Origin of the sequence: Paraburkholderia ferrariae NBRC 106233, assembly GCF_000685035.1 — a bacterium.
GTDB classification, from domain to species: domain Bacteria; phylum Pseudomonadota; class Gammaproteobacteria; order Burkholderiales; family Burkholderiaceae; genus Paraburkholderia; species Paraburkholderia ferrariae.
Map to the genome: position 1 here is coordinate 75,928 of NZ_BAYB01000013.1, position 17,082 is coordinate 93,009.

A 17,082-nucleotide genomic window follows, 5' to 3' on the forward strand; every position below is an offset into this window, starting at 1 on the left:
AAGCAACATAGGCGGTTCGAAGAACGTGGCCGGCCCGATCATGGGTGCGCCCCACTGACCGGGCCATCAAGGAAAGTTCTAATACGCTCGATATGGCCGTCATCCGAGACCTCGAATATCTCGATGACCGAATTCTCCATGACACGGGCATCGGGGAGTAGAACGCGCACGCTCATGTGAACTGCCGCCCATTTCCCGTTGGCAATGATCCGTATGGGCTCCAGGGTAATGCGTCGGCCCGACGATTCGACCGCATCGAAAATGCCGGCAAACACCGCCCGTCCGCGCCGCGGTAGCGCATCGGCCGGCTCTATGAGTTCAACGTCCTCGGTGAGGCAGCCCAGCCAGCTCTCCCTGTCCCCGGCACTGAACGTTTCGGCATAGCGGCGTGCCGCTGCAGCCACATATTCTGGCGCTTGCATCACCGCTCTCCTTCCATTTCGCGGCGGCGCCGCTGCCCGGGTGTAAATGTCACGTGCAGATGACTCATCCCGCGGTTCAGACTCGAGTAACGCGTCACGCCGCCTGGAACCAGCTCAAAGTCTGGCAGGCGTTCGAGCACCTGCTCGATCATCACCTTCAGTTCGACAAGAGCAAGATAGCTGCCAAGGCATCGATGAGGTCCGTGGCCGAACCCCAGATGCCGATCCACAGCGCGCTCGGGCATGAAGCCGTGTGGATTCTCAAAGGCTGAAGGATCGTGGTTAGCCGCAAGCCAGCTGAGCAGGACGACGTCCCCCTTGCGGAACTGGTGTCCCCCGAGTTCCACATCCTCCTTGACCCCGCGCGAGTGCTGCGGCACAGGGCTGATTGTGCGCACAAACTCCTTGACCACTCCCGCGATGCGCGACCGGTCCTCGAGAAGAAACCGGCGCAAATCAGGTGACTGGCCGATCATTTCAAAAACATACCCACCGGCATTGGCCGTGGTATCCAGTCCGCCCAGAATCAGCAACAGGACCAGGCCTCGCCATTCCTGCCTTGTGATCGGCCGTCCCTCGATGGAGAAATCGAGCAGCTTGCTCGGAATGTCCTCTCCAGGGTGCTGGCTGCGCAGGGCGTACAGATCCGCAGTCAGTTGTACAAGGTTGTCCATTGCCTCAGGATTTGCACTGGCAACCAGCGCACTGGCCCAACGCTGGCATTCGCGTCGCTGCTCAGGGGGCAGGTCCAGAAGCTCGCCGATCAGAACCGACGGAAGCTCAATACTGAACTCATCCGACAGATCGGCCGTCCCGCTTTCGATAAATCGGTCGATCAGATCGTCACAGATATTCCGTACCTTTTCTTCCATCGACGCCGCGAATTTAGGCGAAAACAGCTTCTGCAACGGCATGCGGAAATCACGATGCCTTTGCCCGTCATCATTGATCATCGGTATCGGCAGCATTTCATGCAGCGTGCCCATACTTGGAAAGCCGGCGCCCGGCCCATGTTCCAGCGATGACGAAAATCGCGGATCCGAGGCCGCGGCTACGCAGTCCTCGTAGCGGGTCAGGACGTAAAACCCGCCGAATTCCTCACTTCGCCCCACCGGACACTGCTCCCTTAACGAGGAGAGCACCTGCGGCGCGTCGGCACGGGCCGAAAGCTTGATGTGGTCGTACGTTTGCCACGAAAAAGGGCATTGCTCGCTACTCATGAACGTCTCCTCCGTTTTTTAGAAGGTTTTCAGACTGGCGCTTCGCCGCGCAACAATACCTCCGAGCCCCCATCCACAAAGGGGATCTGTCCAACTATGAACCGTGCGTCTGCACTGGCCAGAAAGGCGAGCAACGGAGCGATATCGGCTGGCTCCGCATAATCGGCGACCGCGAGCGGCGTTGCCCTGGCAAGCTTGTCGCGACCCTCGCCCGTCGACAGTAACGGCTGCGCCATCGCCGTCTTGATCGTGCCAGGCGCGATGCCATTCAGAAGTACACCGCGATCCGCCCATCCCGATGATATGGCAGTCCTGCGAACCCACCGCGCAAGTGCCGCCTTGGACGATGCGTACGCGAGCGCTCCCGTCTGCATTGCTCGTTCCCTTGCGCGCAGTTCGTCTCCTGCCAGGCATAAATCCATTAGTGCGGCATCGACAGGGTGTACCGACGCAATTGACGTAACCACGACTACCCTTGGGGAAGCAGACGCCTGCAGCAAAGGAAGAAGTCTGCCGAGAAAGCCCGCTACTCCGAAGAAATTGACGCTAACGATTTTTTCCGGATCGACGGGAGGGGCAACCCCGGCGCAACAAACGACGGCATCCAGGACATCGCAACTTCGCGCAATCCGTTCGCAAAGCAACGTCCGCTGCTCGGGCACACCCAGGTCCGCCGACCAGTCACCGCCGTGTACGTCAACCTGGAATGGCCGCCATCCCAGCGACTGGACATGGTTCACCAGCGCAGTGCCGATGCCGCCCGACGCACCCGTAACCAGAATATTTCGCATCACTAACCTATTGTGAAAAGTGCCGGCTGCGAACGGTTTAAGCACCATACATTCCGCGAGCCAGTATCCCGAGCCAAATGCGCCTGGGTACGTCCCCAAGCACTGCCTTAGATTGTACTTACTATCTAGTGAAGTTCAAGCTTCGCATCCGCATTCGGCATCCAGAAAAACCCGTATGCCAATTTCAAAATAATGCTGGTTCCTGCTATCGTCTCGGACACCGACCTCGCGAAGCCGTGTAGAACGACTCGCAATCATCACCAGTTCAACCATGACCAACCGGAAAACACAGGCGCAGGCCACTCTTGACGAGCGGGACGCCGTGCCGCCGAAGCGGACAAGACGCAGCACGGCCGAGGTCCGCCGTCTTATCATGGAAAGTGCGCGCGAACTATTCGCGACCGTGGGATACGGGCGCGCCAGCATCCGCGCCATCGCCGAACACGCGGGCGTGCTGGAGCACCTTGTCTACCGGAACATCGGTGGTGGCAAGGCCATGCTCTTCGAGCAGGCCGTATTTCTGCCATTCGAAGCAATGCTGGAACACCATTATCAGAATACCTGGGCCGTGCGGCGACCTGACATGGAGGGTGCCATTGAGCGCACGCGCAGCTATATCGAAGAGCTATACGATCAACTGCGTGCCGACCGGCAACTCTGGCGAGCGCTCGTGCTGGCAATCCAGACACACCAGAACGAACTCGACCATCTGCTCGGCGATGGCTCTCCCCTGCTGCGCTATTTCGAGCGTCTCGTCGATACCGCTCGCCCATCGATTGGCGAAATGGGCTGGAAGATCGATATCGATATCGCCGTGCGGATCACGTTCGGCTCCGTCTTCACGATGGCACTTTTTGACGATCTTCTATTTGGCACAAAGCAGCCGGACAAGAATGCACTGATCGATGAGATGACGTCCTATGCCCTGTTCGGGGTCGCGCGCAGGCCTTCTTCGGATGAGCTCACCTTGCACACACAATCAGGTCGCGGTCACGACAGTCCGGCCGACGGCCGCAATACTATTTCGGGCAAAAGAAAACGCTCAGGATCCAGCCGTTGATTTCGCGCGATCGCGCATCGCGCCAGCAGCCTCGCATCTACCGGAAGGACGTGGGATTGTATGCACTGGCATTCGGAAGAAGGTATGCGCTCCCGGGCAAAATCAGAGAGGCAGCACTTCCGCGCCGTTCGCGAACGAAATGTACCGCTCCAGATGATGGTCCTGATCACCAAGCTGGTGATCTATCATCACGAGGCGCTTTGCGTAGTGCGATAGCGGCAGTTCCCACGTCATGCCAATGCCACCGTGCAACTGGATCGACTCTTCTGCTACCCGTGCGCCGGTGCGCCCAACTGTGTATTTGGCTGCAGAAAGCCCGCGCTCGCGTTCGATTCGCGGCGCCATGATAATCGCTGCCGCGTTGATAACCGCCGAACGAGCCTGTTCGATCTCAAGCAGCACGTCGGCCATGCGATGCTGCAGCGCCTGGAAGCTGCCGATGGGTGCATCGAACTGCCTGCGTGTACGGAGATATTCAAGCGTGTAGTCGCGCGTGACGTCCATTGCCCCCACGGCCTCCGCTGCGAGCGCGAGCACCCCGTATCCAGTCGCATGCTCAAGGGCCGGAAATCCGTGGCCCTCCTCGCCGACGAGCGCATCCATGCTTATCTGCACGTTCTCGAACGTGATATCGGCCGCCCGGCCGCCGTCTATCAATGGATATCCGCGCACATGGACACCAGGTGCGTCACGAGGTATCAGGAAGAGCGAGATGCCTGCCTCGTCGAAGCTGTTGCCGCTGGTACGCGCGGACACGAGCAGCACATCGGCGTGCTCCGCGTGATGCACGACGCCCTTCGCTCCGTTCAGCACCCAGCCGTTGTCGCGCTTTTCAGCGCGCGTCATCACGCGCGACACCTCGTAATGCGAGCCCGGCTCATCGTGCGCGAATGCGGCGAACTGTGAGCCGTCGATAAGCGACGCGATTCGCGCTCGCTGCGCAGCGCTGCCCTGCTGCGAGAGCGCCCGGCCAACGATCAGCGTATCGAGGAAGGGTTCGACCACGAGCCCACGCCCGAGCGATTCGAACACGACGGCAATATCGAAACCATGGCCACCAAATCCTCCATCCGCTTCGTCAAACAGTGCGCCGATCACGCCGAGCTCCGCAAATTGCAACCACAGGTCGCGGCTCAAGCCTTTATCGGACCGGGCAATACGGTCACGCACCGTGAAGCCGTACTGTTCCGCGATGAAGCGGTTCAGCGTATCGGCAAGCATCCGGCGGTCTTCAGTGTGCTGGAAGTCCATGCGACGTTTTTCCCTTACAGACCGAGAATCATCCTGGAAATGATGTTCTTCTGGATTTCGTTGGAGCCACCGAAAATCGACAGCTTGCGGTTATTGAAGTACTGTGCCGCAGCACTTGCCGCCTCGTCGGGGCCGACCGCCTCGGCCTCGTAGCCGTCATCGAGCGCCTCTTCCATGAAGGGCGTTGCGTACGGCCCCATTGCACGACGCAGAAGCGATGAGATTTCCTGGCGGATTTCGGTGCCTCGAATCTTCAGCATCGAACTCTCAGCGCCCGGTGCGCCACCGCCCGCCACGGCCGCGATCACACGCAGGTTCGTCGTCTTCATGTTTTCCAGATCGATCTCGACTCTCGCCAGCCTGGCGGCAAACTGCGGGTCTTCCGCCAGCGGTCGGCCATTGCGCTGTACCTCCTGCGCGACCCGCTTAAGGCGAGCGAGCGCGGCCACCGAAAATCCGACGCCCGCGAGATTCGTACGCTCGTAGGTGAGCAGATATTTTGCGTAGGTCCAGCCCTTGTTCTCTTCACCTATCAGGTTATCGACGGGCACGCGCACGTCGCTGAAGAAAACTTCGTTGACCTCGTGCTCGCCATCGAGCGTGATGATCGGTCGAACCTCGACGCCAGGGGTACGCATGTCGATCAGCAGGAAGCTGATTCCTTCCTGTTTGCGCACATCGACGTTGGTGCGCACAAGACAGAAAATCATATTTGCGTAGTGACCAAGTGTGGTCCACGTCTTCTGGCCGTTCACAACATAGTGCTCGCCGTCTCGCACCGCGCGCGTTTTCACGGACGCGAGGTCTGAACCGGCACCCGGCTCAGAGTAGCCCTGACACCACCAGTCAGAACCGTCAAGGATGCGTGGCAACCAGTAGCGTCTCTGAGCCTCGCTTCCGTATTTGATCAGGACCGGCCCAAGCATGTTGACGCCGTAAGGCACGATGCGAGGTGCACCTGCAATTGCGCACTCGTTCTCGAAAATGAACTTTTGTACCGGAGTCCAGCCAGGTCCGCCATACTCCACCGGCCAATGGTTCGCGAGCCAGCCGCGCGCATTGAGAATCGCATGCCACGTTGCCATATCCTCACGCGAGAGCCGAAGCCCGCTCCGCACCTTGCCGGTGATGCGCTGCGGCAAGCGTTCGTTTAAAAAATGGAGGACATCGCTGCGAAACGCTTCCTCTTCATCGGTGAAACTGAGATCCATCTTCCATGTTCCTTACCAGGTTAAGCACCTTCTTCAGGCGGGCGTATCCGTTCCTGTGACCGGCACACCGGGCGCAGCTATCCGTGCAGGTGTCCCCACGCCCGGTTTGAGACATAGGACAGCCGTGCAAAATCACTCCATTCCGTTAAGACTGCTGAACTTTGCACCGCGCTCCACCAGTTTCACAAGCAACGGCGAAGGGCGCCAGAACAGCGGGTCGGCCTTCGCGAACTCCCGGATGTCGGCGAGCACGTTAGCGAGGCCGACCGTATCGGCATACTTCATCGGGCCGCCGCGATAGCGCGGAAAGCCATAGCCGTAGAGGAAGGTCACGTCCACGTCGAGGGGGCGCAGCGCGATCTTTTCGTACACGACGTTCGCGCCTTCGTTGATCATCGCAGCCATATAGCGACGGATGATTTCCTCGTCGCTGAAGTTGCGCGGCGTGATGCCCGCGCGCTCACGCTCGGCCGCGATGATCGCTTCTACTTCAGGGTCGGGCGTGCCTATTCGTGCGCCTTCTGCGTAGCGATAGAAGCCGCGGCCCGTCTTCTGGCCAAACCAGCCGCGCTCGCAGAGGCAGTCGGCAATCTGCACATAACGTGCCTTCGGATCGCGCGTGGCGGCGCGGCGCTTGCGTGTCGCCCAGCCGATGTCGCCGCCCGCAAGATCGACCACCTGGTAAGGGCCCATCGGAAAGCCGAAGTCGCGCACGGCCCGGTCGATCTGGTACGGCGAAGCGCCGTCTTCCATCATGTGATCGGCGGCTGTGCGATAGACCCCGAGGATGCGGTTGCCGATAAAGCCATCGCAAACGCCCGCGCGCACGGGCACCTTGCGCAGCTTCTTCGCGAGCCCGAACGCCGTGGCGACGACGTCGGACGAGACCTGCTTCGGAACCACTACCTCGAGCAGCTTCATGATGTTCGCAGGCGAGAAAAAGTGCAGGCCCACTACGTCCTGCGCTCGCGTGATGCTGGCCGCGATCGCGTCAATATCGAGATAAGAGGTGTTAGTTGCGAGCACGGCGCCGGGCTTGCAGACACGATCGAGCTCGGCGAACACGGCCTGCTTCACGGCCATGTCCTCGAACACCGCCTCGATCACGAGATCGACTTGCGCAAGCGCATCGTAGGACGTGCTGCCGGTAAAGCGCGTGAGCGTCTTCGCCTTTGCCTCGGGTGTCACGCGACCCTTCGCAATCAGGCCGTCATAGACCCTCTCGACATGCGCCCGGCCACGCGCGAGCGAAGCGTCATCGCGCTCGATCATCGTGACGGGCAGGCCCGAATCGAGTATCGCGACGGCGATGCCAGCGCCCATTGTGCCGCCGCCGACCACTCCCACGGTCACGACAGAACGCGGCATCGCGTTCTTTGTCTCCGGCGCTTTCTGCACTTCACGCTCCGCGAAGAATGCGTGAACAAGCCCCGCACATTGAACACTATCGAGACATTCGAGGAACTGGCTGCGCTCAAAACGCATGCCGGTTTCAAACGGCTCATTCACTGCGGCCTCAACGCAATCGACGATCTTCAGCGGCGACAGCAGACCGCGACTTTTCTTCACGGTATCCGCGCGCGCCGCAGCAACGGCGGCTAGCGCAGCGTCGCGGTCGGCAAGCCCTTGCGCGTTGCGTGTACGACGCACGGGCGCGCGGGAGGCGAGCAATTCCTGCGCGTAGGCGAGACCTTCGGCAAGCACGTCATCACTCTGCCCCACACGATCCACTAGCGAGAGCTTTCGCGCTTCCTGCACGTCGACATGACGGCCGCTTAGCATCAACGATAATGCCGCCTCGGCACCCATTAAACGTGCCGCCCGTTGCGTGCCCCCTGCGCCGGGCAGCAGGCCGAGAGTCACTTCAGGCAGGCCCAGCCTGGCACCTGCGACAGCGAGCCGGTAATGCGCAGCGAGCGCGACCTCCAGGCCGCCGCCGAGCGCCGCGCCATGAATGGCTACAATGACAGGCTTGGGACATGCCTCGATACGGTTGCATACATCCGGTAGAGCAGGCGGCAACGGCGACTTTCCGAATTCGCGCATGTCCGCCCCGCCGATAAAGGCGCGGCCCGCACCAACGACAAGAACTGCGTGTGCGGCGTCGTTCGTTCTCGCATGATCGATTGCAGCAGCAAGGCCGCGCCGCACGTCCACTCCCAACGCATTCACCGGTGGGCTGTCGATCGTGACCACGAGCACTTTCCCGTGCAGTTGATACGTTACAGGTAGCGCTGAAACATCAAATTCCATTATTTTCTGCCTCCAGATGTCCGCTTGCCGCCTTGCCGGAGCCCCGTTACGACGCCCGCGCCCTCGCTTCCCGTTGTGGAAATCATCCGGCTGTCTGACCAGCTTTCCCCGAAATCCCGCGGCGACTCAAGACGAGCCAACGGAACTGTCCAACGTCACGCCAGAATGATCCCTGCGTCGAGCACGAATCCGGCTGGCTGCGGACAATCTTCATGCACAGCGCCACCAGGCACTGGGTCAGTCGTCCATTTCTGCGGTGCGTTTGCGCAGGATCTCCGTGCATTGCGAAACCATGCGCGCCAGCAGTTCCTCACACGTGGGGATGTCGTCGATGAGCCCGACTACCTGACTCGCCCAGACAAGCCCCGCGTCGGGATCACCGCTTTCCAGACCCGCGCGCCCCCTCGCACCCGCGACGAGATGATGGATGTCCTTGAACTCGCAGCCGCCCGGTCGCATCTCGATTTGCACCACTTCTTCGGACACCGCATTTTTCAGCACGCGCCCCGTATTACGCAGCGTACGAAAGATCAGTTTGGTATCGCGCTCGGAGGCGCGCACCAGCGCCTGTTTGATGTTTTCGTGGATGGGTGCTTCCCGGGTCGCGCAAAAGCGCGTGCCCATGTTCACCCCTTCTGCTCCGAGAACGAGTGCAGCGGCAAGACCGCGGCCGTCCGCAATACCCCCGGAAGCAATCAGCGGCACCTTGACCTTGCTTGCCGCAGCCGCAAACAGAACCAGTCCGCCGACGTCATCCTCGCCAGGGTGCCCGGCGCATTCGAAGCCATCAATGGAGACGATGTCGACCCCGTGGCGCTCGGCCGACAGGGCGTGCCGTACCGACGTGCACTTGTGGATGATCCGGATGCCGGCGGCCTTCGCCCGTGTGACAAAACGCTCCGGACTGCTCCCGGCAGTCTCCAGGATGCCTACCTTGCCCTCGATGACCGCGTCGAGGAACGCGTCGTACGGAGGCGGTGACGCCGTCGGAAGCACCGTAAGATTGACACCGAACGGCTTGTCCGTCATCGTCCTGCAGCGGCGAATTTCTGCCAGCAACGCGTCAGGGCTGGGCTGCGTCAATGCTGTCAGGATGCCAAGCCCGCCAGCATTGGAAACCGCCGACGCCAGTTCGGCGCGGCCTACCCACTGCATGCCACCCTGAACGATCGGATAGCGGATCCCAAGCAACTCAGTAACCCGGGTTTTCATGGCTGCACTCCTTTTTTGAATAGCCAGTACGAAATTCAGTTCTTCAGTGCAGCCACCAGTTCCGGCACCGCCTCGAACAAGTCTGCCTCCAGCCCATAGTCGGCGACTCCAAAGATCGGCGCCTCCGCATCCTTGTTGATTGCGACGATCACCTTCGAATCCTTCATGCCGGCCAGATGCTGAATCGCGCCCGAAATACCAACCGCGACATACAACTGCGGCGCGACGATCTTGCCGGTCTGGCCGACCTGATAGTCGTTGGGCACATAGCCCGCATCCACCGCCGCGCGCGAGGCGCCCAGCGCCGCGCCCAGCCTGTCAGCCAGCGGTTCCAGGACCCTGGTGTAGTTCTCGCCGTTGCCGAGACCCCGGCCACCCGAGACGATGATCTTTGCCGATGTCAGTTCCGGGCGGTCCAGCTTCGTCACCTCACGGCTCACGAATTGGGAAAGACCGGTATCGGCTGCCGCTTCGATCTTCTCGATCGTTGCACCGCCGCCTTCGGCTGCCACGGCGTCGAAACCCGTCGAGCGAACGGTGATGACCTTGACCGGGTCTTGAGATTGAACCGTTGCGATTGCGTTGCCGGCATAGATCGGGCGCTCGAACGTATCCGCGCCATGGACCGCCGTAATATCGCTAATCTGTGCCACGTCGAGCTTTGCCGCGATACGAGGCGTGATGTTCTTCCCGTACGCCGTGGCGGGAGCGAGGATGTGGGAGTAGTCCTTCGCGATGTCAAGCACCATCGTTTCGACGTTTTCCGCGAGACCCGCTTCGAGCTGCGGTGCGTCGGCCAGCAACACCCTGGCTACGCCTGCGATCTTTGCAGCGGCATCCGCCGCATCTTGCGCGGTATAACCCGCCACCAGCACATGCACATCGCCGCCGGCGAACCTGCTCACCTCGTGTGCCGCAGCCACCGTGTTCAGCGTGGCAGTCTTCACCGACGCGTTGTCGTGTTCCGCAATTACCAGAATCGTCATTTATTTCGTCTCCGCTTTCCCGTGATCCGTGAGATCACAGCACCTTGGCTTCGGTCTTCAGCTTCTCGACCAGCGTGGCCACATCCGGCACCTTGATGCCGGCGCCACGCTTCGGCGGCTCGGTCACCTTCAGCGTCTTCAGACGCGGCTTGACGTCCACTCCGAGGTCTTCAGGCTTGAGCATCTCCAGCGGCTTCTTCTTCGCTTTCATGATGTTCGGCAGCGTGACATAGCGCGGCTCATTGAGGCGCAGGTCGGTCGTCACGACAGCGGGCAGTGTCAGCGACAGCGTTTCCGCACCGCCATCCACTTCGCGCGCCACGGTGGCCTTGCCATCAGCAACCGTCACTTTTGAAGCGAACGTGGCCTGCGGCAAGCCCGCCAGGGCGGCAAGCATCTGCCCCGTCTGGTTCGAGTCGTCGTCAATGGCCTGCTTGCCCAGGATCACGAGCTGCGGCTGCTCCCTGTCCACCACAGCCTTCAGTAGCTTCGCCACTGCGAGCGGCTGAAGCTCCTGGTCCGATTCGATCAGGATGGCGCGGTCCGCGCCGATTGCGAGCGCCGTGCGCAGCGTTTCCTGCGCTTGCGCGACACCGCAGGAAACGACGATCACTTCCGTCGCGATGCCCGCTTCCTTCAGGCGTACCGCCTCTTCGGTAGCGATTTCGTCGAACGGATTCATCGACATCTTCACACTGGCAAGATCAACGCCCGTGCCGTCCGACTTCACGCGAACCTTGACGTTGTAATCCACGACCCGCTTTACGGGAACAATGATTTTCATAAGGAATGCAACAGAAATGTCTGGTCAACCGTGCCCGCGCCCTTACCGGCCGCGGAAAACGGGCTTACGCTTTTCCATGAACGCCGCCATGCCCTCTTTCTGGTCTTCGAGGCCGAAGGTGGAATGGAACAGCCGGCGCTCAAAGCGGATACCTTCCGCCAATGTGGTCTCGTACGCTCGCGCCACAGCCTCCTTTGCCATCATGACGACGGGGCGCGAGAACGCTGTAATACGCGTTGCGGTTGCCACAGCCTCTTCGAGCAACTTCGCCGCAGGAATGACGCGCGAAACCAGGCCGCAGCGCTCCGCCTCGGCGGCATCCATTGTGCGTCCAGAGATAATCATCTCCATGGCCTTCGACTTTCCCACCAGGCGTGTGAGACGTTGTGTGCCGCCCGCACCTGGTATCGTGCCAATCGTGATTTCCGGCTGTCCGAATTTCGCGTTGTCGGCCGCAAGAATGAAGTCGCACATCATCGCGAGTTCGCAGCCGCCTCCCAGGGCATAGCCGGCCACTGCTGCAATGACCGGCTTGCGAAAGGTAGACAGCCTCTCCCACGTCGTGGTGATGAAGTCCGACGTATAGACGTCCGCGTAGGACCAGTCCCTCATCACGCCGATATCAGCGCCCGCCGCAAATGCTTTTTCGTTCCCGGTGAGAACGACAGCGCCGACAGACGCATCTGCCTCGAGCTCGTCAAGCACATGCTGGAGCTCAGATGTCAACTCTGGCGAAAGCGCGTTCAGAACCTCGGGCCGGTTAAGCCTCACGACAATGACCGGCCCCCGGGCTTCCAGCAATAGATGCTTCAGAGTCATCGCACGCCTCACTCCGGACGGAAGCGGGGCTTGCGCTTCTGCATGAATGCCTGCACCCCTTCGTGCGACTCCTCACTCTCGTAGAACAGCGCGAGCGTCTGCATACCCAGACTGCCAATACCTCGAATCGACTCCGAATCAGCGTTGAATGAACGCTTGGCAATGGCAAGAGCCGTAGGGCTCAGGGCAAGCATCTCCTCGCACCAGCGGTGCACTTCGGCATCCAGCTCTGCTGCGGGAACCACCGCGTTCACAAGACCCCACTCGAGTGCCTCCCTGGCCGTATATCGCCGGCAAAGGAACCAGATCTCGCGCGCACGCTTTTCACCGATGATGCGAGCCAGATACGCGGTTCCGAAGCCAGGGTCGACCGATCCCACCTTCGGCCCGACCTGGCCGAACTGGGCGGTCTCAGATGCGATTGCCAGGTCGCAGCACGTCACGAGAACGTTTCCACCGCCGATCGCGTATCCGTTCACGCGGGCGACCACGGGCTTCGGTACATCGCGAATGGTCGTCTGCAACTCTTCGACCGGCAGGCCGATTACGCCTCTCCCGCCGTAGCCGCCGTCGTGCGACGACTGGTCTCCACCAGTGCAGAAAGCCTTCTCACCGGCCCCCGTCAGCACGATAACCCCGACCGACTTGTTCCAGCCGGCCTCGTTAAGCGCGTGAATCAGTTCCTCACAGGTCTGCGCCCGGAAGGCGTTGTATTTCTCCGGACGATTAATCGTGATGCGGGCAACGCCGCCCGTAACTTCATACAGAATGTCTGAGTATTGACTGGTCATACTGGCTCCTTAGCCATGCATCGTCAGGCCACCGGAGATGCTGATCACCTGCCCGGTTGCAAACACGGAATCGTCGCTCGCGAGGAAGGCGACGATACCTTCCAGGTCCTCGGGGCGCCCGAGGCGCTTGAGAGGGATGGCGCGCTTGAGGCCCTCGTATACCTTTTGACCGTACTCTCCCTCGCCAACGAAAGATTGCAGCAACGGCGTATCGGTCGGACCGGGACAATCGTGATGCGGGCAACGCCGCCCGTAACTTCATACAGAATGTCTGAGTATTGACTGGTCATACTGGCTCCTTAGCCATGCATCGTCAGGCCACCGGAGATGCTGATCACCTGCCCGGTTGCAAACACGGAATCGTCGCTCGCGAGGAAGGCGACGATACCTTCCAGGTCCTCGGGGCGCCCGAGGCGCTTGAGAGGGATGGCGCGCTTGAGGCCCTCGTATACCTTTTGACCGTACTCTCCCTCGCCAACGAAAGATTGCAGCAACGGCGTATCGGTCGGACCGGGACAAACCACGTTGAGCCGGATGTTGTTTCGCGCGCACTCGCGTGCCATCGTTTTGGTGAACGCGATCACTCCACCCTTGCACGCGGAATACACGGCTTCTCCTGACGAACCTACCCGACCTGCATCGGACGCGATATTGACAACGGACCCGCCATCGGCCGCGACCATGTGGGGTAACACCGCCTTATGCAGGTTCAGCGGTCCTTTCAGATTGATCGCAATAAGCTTGTCCCAAAGCTCGGGGGAAGTCTCCAGGAAGGGTTTGGCAACATCCCAGCCGGCGTTGTTCACCAATGCATCGATCTTGCCGAAGCGCTCAACTGCCCTAGCAACGGACGCCTCGACGACCGACAGGTCGGTGATGTCGGTGACCAGATGCAGAATCGGCCGGCCAAGCGGCGCGAGTTCTTCGGCAAGACGGGTGAGCCGGTCCGCATCCAGGTCCAGCGCCACGACCTGGGCGTCCTCTTCCACGAACCGCCTGCACAATGCACGTCCAATGCCACCAGCCGCGCCCGTCACGATGACAACCTTCTCCTTCAAGCCACGCATGATCCTCTCTCCTCTGTGATTCCATCCTGGTACCTGTCGCCCGAACTCCATTAGACGGATGTTCCGGTCACGACCGCATGCACATATCCATTCCGGGAGCAGCCCATCGACCTTCCACGCCGGTCTGGCTGCTCATCAAGCGTTTATTCGCAAGTCAGCTAGCCGTTGACGTCGTAGTCCCCGCGATACGCGCAACCTCTTCGGGTTCGTAACCGACCTCGGACAGGATTTGCCCGGTATGCTCTCCTAACCGGGGCGGAGGCAGCCGATAAGTACCCGGCGAAACTGAAAAATGAACTGGAATAGCGGTCATCACGAGCTCGCCTTCGCTGGGATGGTGATATTTCCGGAAGAACCCCGTCTCCTCGAGATACGGATCGGACAACAGGTCCTTCAACGAATTCACCGGACCGTGCGGCACGTCAGCTTCGACGAATCGCGCCTCCCAGTACGCCGTCGTTTCGTGCTGCAAGGCATCCGCGAGAACACCGTACAGTTCGTTGATGTGGCGCATCCGCACGGTCATGTCGGAGAACTTCGGGTCGTTGAGCAACGCCTCCTGCCCAACGACCCGAAGGAGCTTGCGCCACTGCACATCGTTGACTGCGAGTACGCAGATGTACCCATCCTTCGTCGGATAGGGCCTGCGGTGAGGCGAGAACATCCGGCTATAGCCAATACCCTCCTCCTTGCTACCCAGGGCTCCCTCCCAGAGATGCTCGAAGAGGTTGAACTGGAGGAGCGTTTCCAGCATGGGAACCTGGACGTGCTGACCTTGCCCGGTGCGCTCCCGATGCAACAACGCCATGCTGATCGATGACGCCAGGACATAACCGCAGAACTTGTCGGCGATTACGGTCGGGAAATAGCGTGGCACTCCGTCCGGACCCGCGTTGATGGAGGCCAGCCCGCTTGCCCCCTGAATCACGTCGTCAAATGCAGGATCGTCACTTTTGGGCCCGGCCGGGTTATAGCCTGGCGCATTGGCGTACACGATGCGCGGATTACGGGCACGAATCTGCTCGTAACCGATTCCGAGCCTCTGCGCTGCCGTGTCGCGCATGCTATGAACGAATACGTCGGCGGTTTCGACAATCCGCAGCAACGCTTCGAGACATTCCGGCCGTTTCAGGTCCAGTACGATGCTGCGCTTGTTGCGATTCATGATAAGGAAGAAGACGGACATTGCCGGATTACGGCTCGGTCCATTACGCCGGTTCTGGTCTCCTACCGGCGCTTCAATTTTTATCACGTCTGCACCCATGTCCCCCAGGATCTGTGTCGCAATGGGGCCAAGCACGTTGATACTGAGATCGACCACCTTCAGCCCGTGCAGGGGGCCGTTGCAGGACGACTGCGCGTTCAGATCCCGGTCGCTCATTATTCAGCCCTGTAGTTCTTGCCTTTGACAAGGCGTAGAGGCTTGTAGACCTGCACGACCGTCCCATCCTGCTTGACGATCCTGTTTAGCGAACGCACCAGGCCGAGTCCGGGGCGGCTCCTGCTCTCGCGGGACTCCAGCACTTCGCATTCGACGTGGATCGTATCGCCGGCAAACACGGGCGCCTTGACTTCCTGCTCCATCGAGAGGAACGCGAACCCTACGCCCTGCATGACATACTGCGTCAAAATCCCTTCGGCGAAAGTGTAGACAAGCGCTCCGGGTGCAAGCCGACCCTTGATCCTGGACTCGTGCTTCTGAAACTCGACGTTGGTAAAAAGCACTTCAACCATGCCAGTGCAGTTGACGAAGTTGATAATGTCGGTCTCCGTTACCGTCCGGCCGATCGTCCGGAACTTGCGTCCGACGGGCAGGTCCTCCCAGTGGATGCCAATGCCAACCGTTTCGATGTCTTCCATGGTCGCTTCCTGTGGATTCTGTTGTTTGGATTACTAACTACGCGCGACGCGGCCGAGCAGGCTGTCGGCAATAATGTTGCGCTGGATCTGGTTGGTGCCCTCGATAATCTGGACGACCTTCGCATCCCGAAAGTAGCGATTGATCGGATATTCAGCCGAAATGCCGGCTGCGCCAAACAGTTGGACAGCGTCGGTCGCAACCTGCATGGCAACATCCGAGGCGTGACACTTCGCCATCGCCGCCATAGGCGCTAGTGTTTTTCCGGACACGCCGGCGTCGGCCATCGTGGCCGTGCGATAGACGAGCTGGCGAGCGGCCTCCGTTTTCATGGCCATGTCGGCGAGCATCCAGCGCACACCCTGGAAGTCCGATATCTTTTGACCAAAGGCCGTGCGATTCGCAACGAACTCAATGGAGTGGTCGATCGCACCTTGAGCGATGCCGATGGCGCGTGCCGCAATGATCGGCCTGCTGCTGTTGAGCGCTTCCATCGCCACCTTGAAGCCCGCGCCGCCTTCGGTGCCAAGACGCGCCGATTCCGGCAAGCGGACCGAATCGAAGAACAAGGGACATGACGGCACGCCGCGCGCGCCCATCTTGTCCTCCTCCTTACCGATCGTGAGCCCCGGCGAGCCCTTCTCCACGATGAAGAGGTTGATGCCGAGAGGCTGGCCCGCTTCATCGAGCGTTTTTGCCGCAACGAGGATGAAATCTGCAAGCGGTGAATTCGAGCACCAGATCTTTGAGCCGTTCAGGACGTATCCGTCACCGTCCTTGCGGGCATGGGTCTTGATGCCTGAAACGTCGGAGCCACTTTGCGACTCTGTGAGCGCCAGTGCCCCGCGCAACTCGCCCTGTGCCAGTCCGGGCAGCCAGCGCTGCTTTTGCTCCGCGGTACCCCCTGCGAGGATGGCGCCGAAAGGAACCCACTGCACAACAAGGAGGTAGGCCGTGTTGTAGCACACGCGACCAAACTCCTCGACGGCGATGCACGCCGAAAGAAGGCTGCCCGTCCCGCCATACTCCTCCGGAAACGGCAATGTGAACATGCCGAGTCCCTTGAGCAATTCGAACATGTCGTGCGGATAGGCCGCATCCCGGTCAATCTGGGCGGCGCGCGCCGCCACCTTCTCGCGCGCAACCCTGCGCACGAGTTCCTGGATCTGTCGCTGATCTTCGCTGAGTTCGTAGGTCACGTTTCTGTCTTTATATGAACGATGTTCTAAATCATAAACGACTGATCGGCCCATGGTCAAGGTGACAAGGGAAGTTACGGAGAACCCATATTCAGGTTAATCCCGCAATACTGTTTTAGCTACAGTGTATGCTGCGGATTGACTGACGCCTTGGTGCG

16 protein-coding genes and 1 pseudogene are annotated in these 17,082 nt (G+C 60.4%); 1 reads left to right on the forward strand and 16 read right to left on the reverse strand.

The genetic code is table 11. The features are described from left to right. Positions 1–38: 38 nt before the first annotated feature. The 3 genes from BFE01S_RS15620 to BFE01S_RS15630 are packed head-to-tail and all read right to left on the reverse strand — an operon-like array spanning position 39 to position 2,433. Complete coding sequence (locus BFE01S_RS15620) at positions 39–422, reverse strand: nuclear transport factor 2 family protein (RefSeq protein ID WP_028226331.1); 384 nt, start codon at positions 420–422, stop codon at positions 39–41. Continuing rightward, on the reverse strand, positions 422–1,642 hold the full coding sequence (locus BFE01S_RS15625; protein WP_028226332.1) for a cytochrome P450: 1,221 nt from the start codon (positions 1,640–1,642) through the stop codon (positions 422–424). Before BFE01S_RS15625 ends, BFE01S_RS15620 begins: the two co-directional genes overlap by 1 nt. Positions 1,643–1,671: 29 nt before the next feature. Beyond that, positions 1,672–2,433 (reverse strand): SDR family oxidoreductase, encoded by a 762-nt coding sequence (locus BFE01S_RS15630; RefSeq protein ID WP_052420910.1) that lies wholly within the window; start codon positions 2,431–2,433, stop codon positions 1,672–1,674. A gap of 271 nt (positions 2,434–2,704) precedes the next feature. Here BFE01S_RS15630 and BFE01S_RS15635 point away from each other — a divergent pair, with 271 nt between their 5' ends. Next, entirely contained in the window at positions 2,705–3,493 is a 789-nt protein-coding gene (locus BFE01S_RS15635) for a TetR/AcrR family transcriptional regulator (protein WP_084169900.1), read from the forward strand. A gap of 102 nt (positions 3,494–3,595) precedes the next feature. On the opposite strand, the gene BFE01S_RS15640 is transcribed toward BFE01S_RS15635, so the two are convergent. From BFE01S_RS15640 to BFE01S_RS15700, 13 genes and pseudogenes are all read right to left on the reverse strand, one after another. Continuing rightward, positions 3,596–4,744, reverse strand: a complete 1,149-nt coding sequence (locus BFE01S_RS15640) for an acyl-CoA dehydrogenase family protein (RefSeq protein WP_028226335.1) — start codon at positions 4,742–4,744, stop codon at positions 3,596–3,598. Positions 4,745–4,758: 14 nt separating this feature from the next. After that, positions 4,759–5,955, reverse strand: a complete 1,197-nt coding sequence (locus tag BFE01S_RS15645; RefSeq protein WP_028226336.1) for an acyl-CoA dehydrogenase family protein — start codon at positions 5,953–5,955, stop codon at positions 4,759–4,761. 132 nt (positions 5,956–6,087) lie between these two features. Then, on the reverse strand, positions 6,088–8,208 hold the full coding sequence (locus BFE01S_RS15650; RefSeq protein ID WP_028226337.1) for a 3-hydroxyacyl-CoA dehydrogenase NAD-binding domain-containing protein: 2,121 nt from the start codon (positions 8,206–8,208) through the stop codon (positions 6,088–6,090). A gap of 237 nt (positions 8,209–8,445) precedes the next feature. After that, a complete protein-coding gene (locus BFE01S_RS15655) occupies positions 8,446–9,420 on the reverse strand; it encodes an NAD(P)H-dependent flavin oxidoreductase (protein ID WP_028226338.1) in 975 nt (324 codons plus the stop codon). A 35-nt stretch (positions 9,421–9,455) separates the two neighbouring features. Continuing rightward, on the reverse strand, positions 9,456–10,406 hold the full coding sequence (locus BFE01S_RS15660) for an electron transfer flavoprotein subunit alpha/FixB family protein (RefSeq protein ID WP_028226339.1): 951 nt from the start codon (positions 10,404–10,406) through the stop codon (positions 9,456–9,458). Between the two features lie 34 nt (positions 10,407–10,440). Continuing rightward, positions 10,441–11,190, reverse strand: a complete 750-nt coding sequence (locus BFE01S_RS15665; protein WP_028226340.1) for an electron transfer flavoprotein subunit beta/FixA family protein — start codon at positions 11,188–11,190, stop codon at positions 10,441–10,443. 42 nt (positions 11,191–11,232) lie between these two features. Continuing rightward, entirely contained in the window at positions 11,233–12,009 is a 777-nt protein-coding gene (locus tag BFE01S_RS15670; RefSeq protein WP_028226341.1) for an enoyl-CoA hydratase, read from the reverse strand. 8 nt (positions 12,010–12,017) lie between these two features. Further along, complete coding sequence (locus BFE01S_RS15675) at positions 12,018–12,800, reverse strand: enoyl-CoA hydratase-related protein (RefSeq protein ID WP_028226342.1); 783 nt, start codon at positions 12,798–12,800, stop codon at positions 12,018–12,020. Between the two features lie 9 nt (positions 12,801–12,809). After that, a pseudogene (locus tag BFE01S_RS15680) lies at positions 12,810–13,028 on the reverse strand (SDR family oxidoreductase); the annotation flags it as partial. Positions 13,029–13,099: 71 nt separating this feature from the next. Then, positions 13,100–13,867 (reverse strand): glucose 1-dehydrogenase, encoded by a 768-nt coding sequence (locus BFE01S_RS15685; RefSeq protein WP_028226344.1) that lies wholly within the window; start codon positions 13,865–13,867, stop codon positions 13,100–13,102. A gap of 154 nt (positions 13,868–14,021) precedes the next feature. Then, complete coding sequence (locus tag BFE01S_RS15690) at positions 14,022–15,248, reverse strand: CaiB/BaiF CoA transferase family protein (RefSeq protein ID WP_042337731.1); 1,227 nt, start codon at positions 15,246–15,248, stop codon at positions 14,022–14,024. Continuing rightward, positions 15,248–15,727, reverse strand: a complete 480-nt coding sequence (locus BFE01S_RS15695; RefSeq protein ID WP_028226346.1) for a MaoC family dehydratase — start codon at positions 15,725–15,727, stop codon at positions 15,248–15,250. The genes BFE01S_RS15690 and BFE01S_RS15695 overlap by 1 nt, the downstream gene beginning before the upstream one ends. 33 nt (positions 15,728–15,760) lie before the next feature. After that, positions 15,761–16,924, reverse strand: coding sequence for an acyl-CoA dehydrogenase family protein (locus BFE01S_RS15700; protein ID WP_028226347.1), 1,164 nt, complete (start codon positions 16,922–16,924; stop codon positions 15,761–15,763). Positions 16,925–17,082 lie beyond the last annotated feature (158 nt).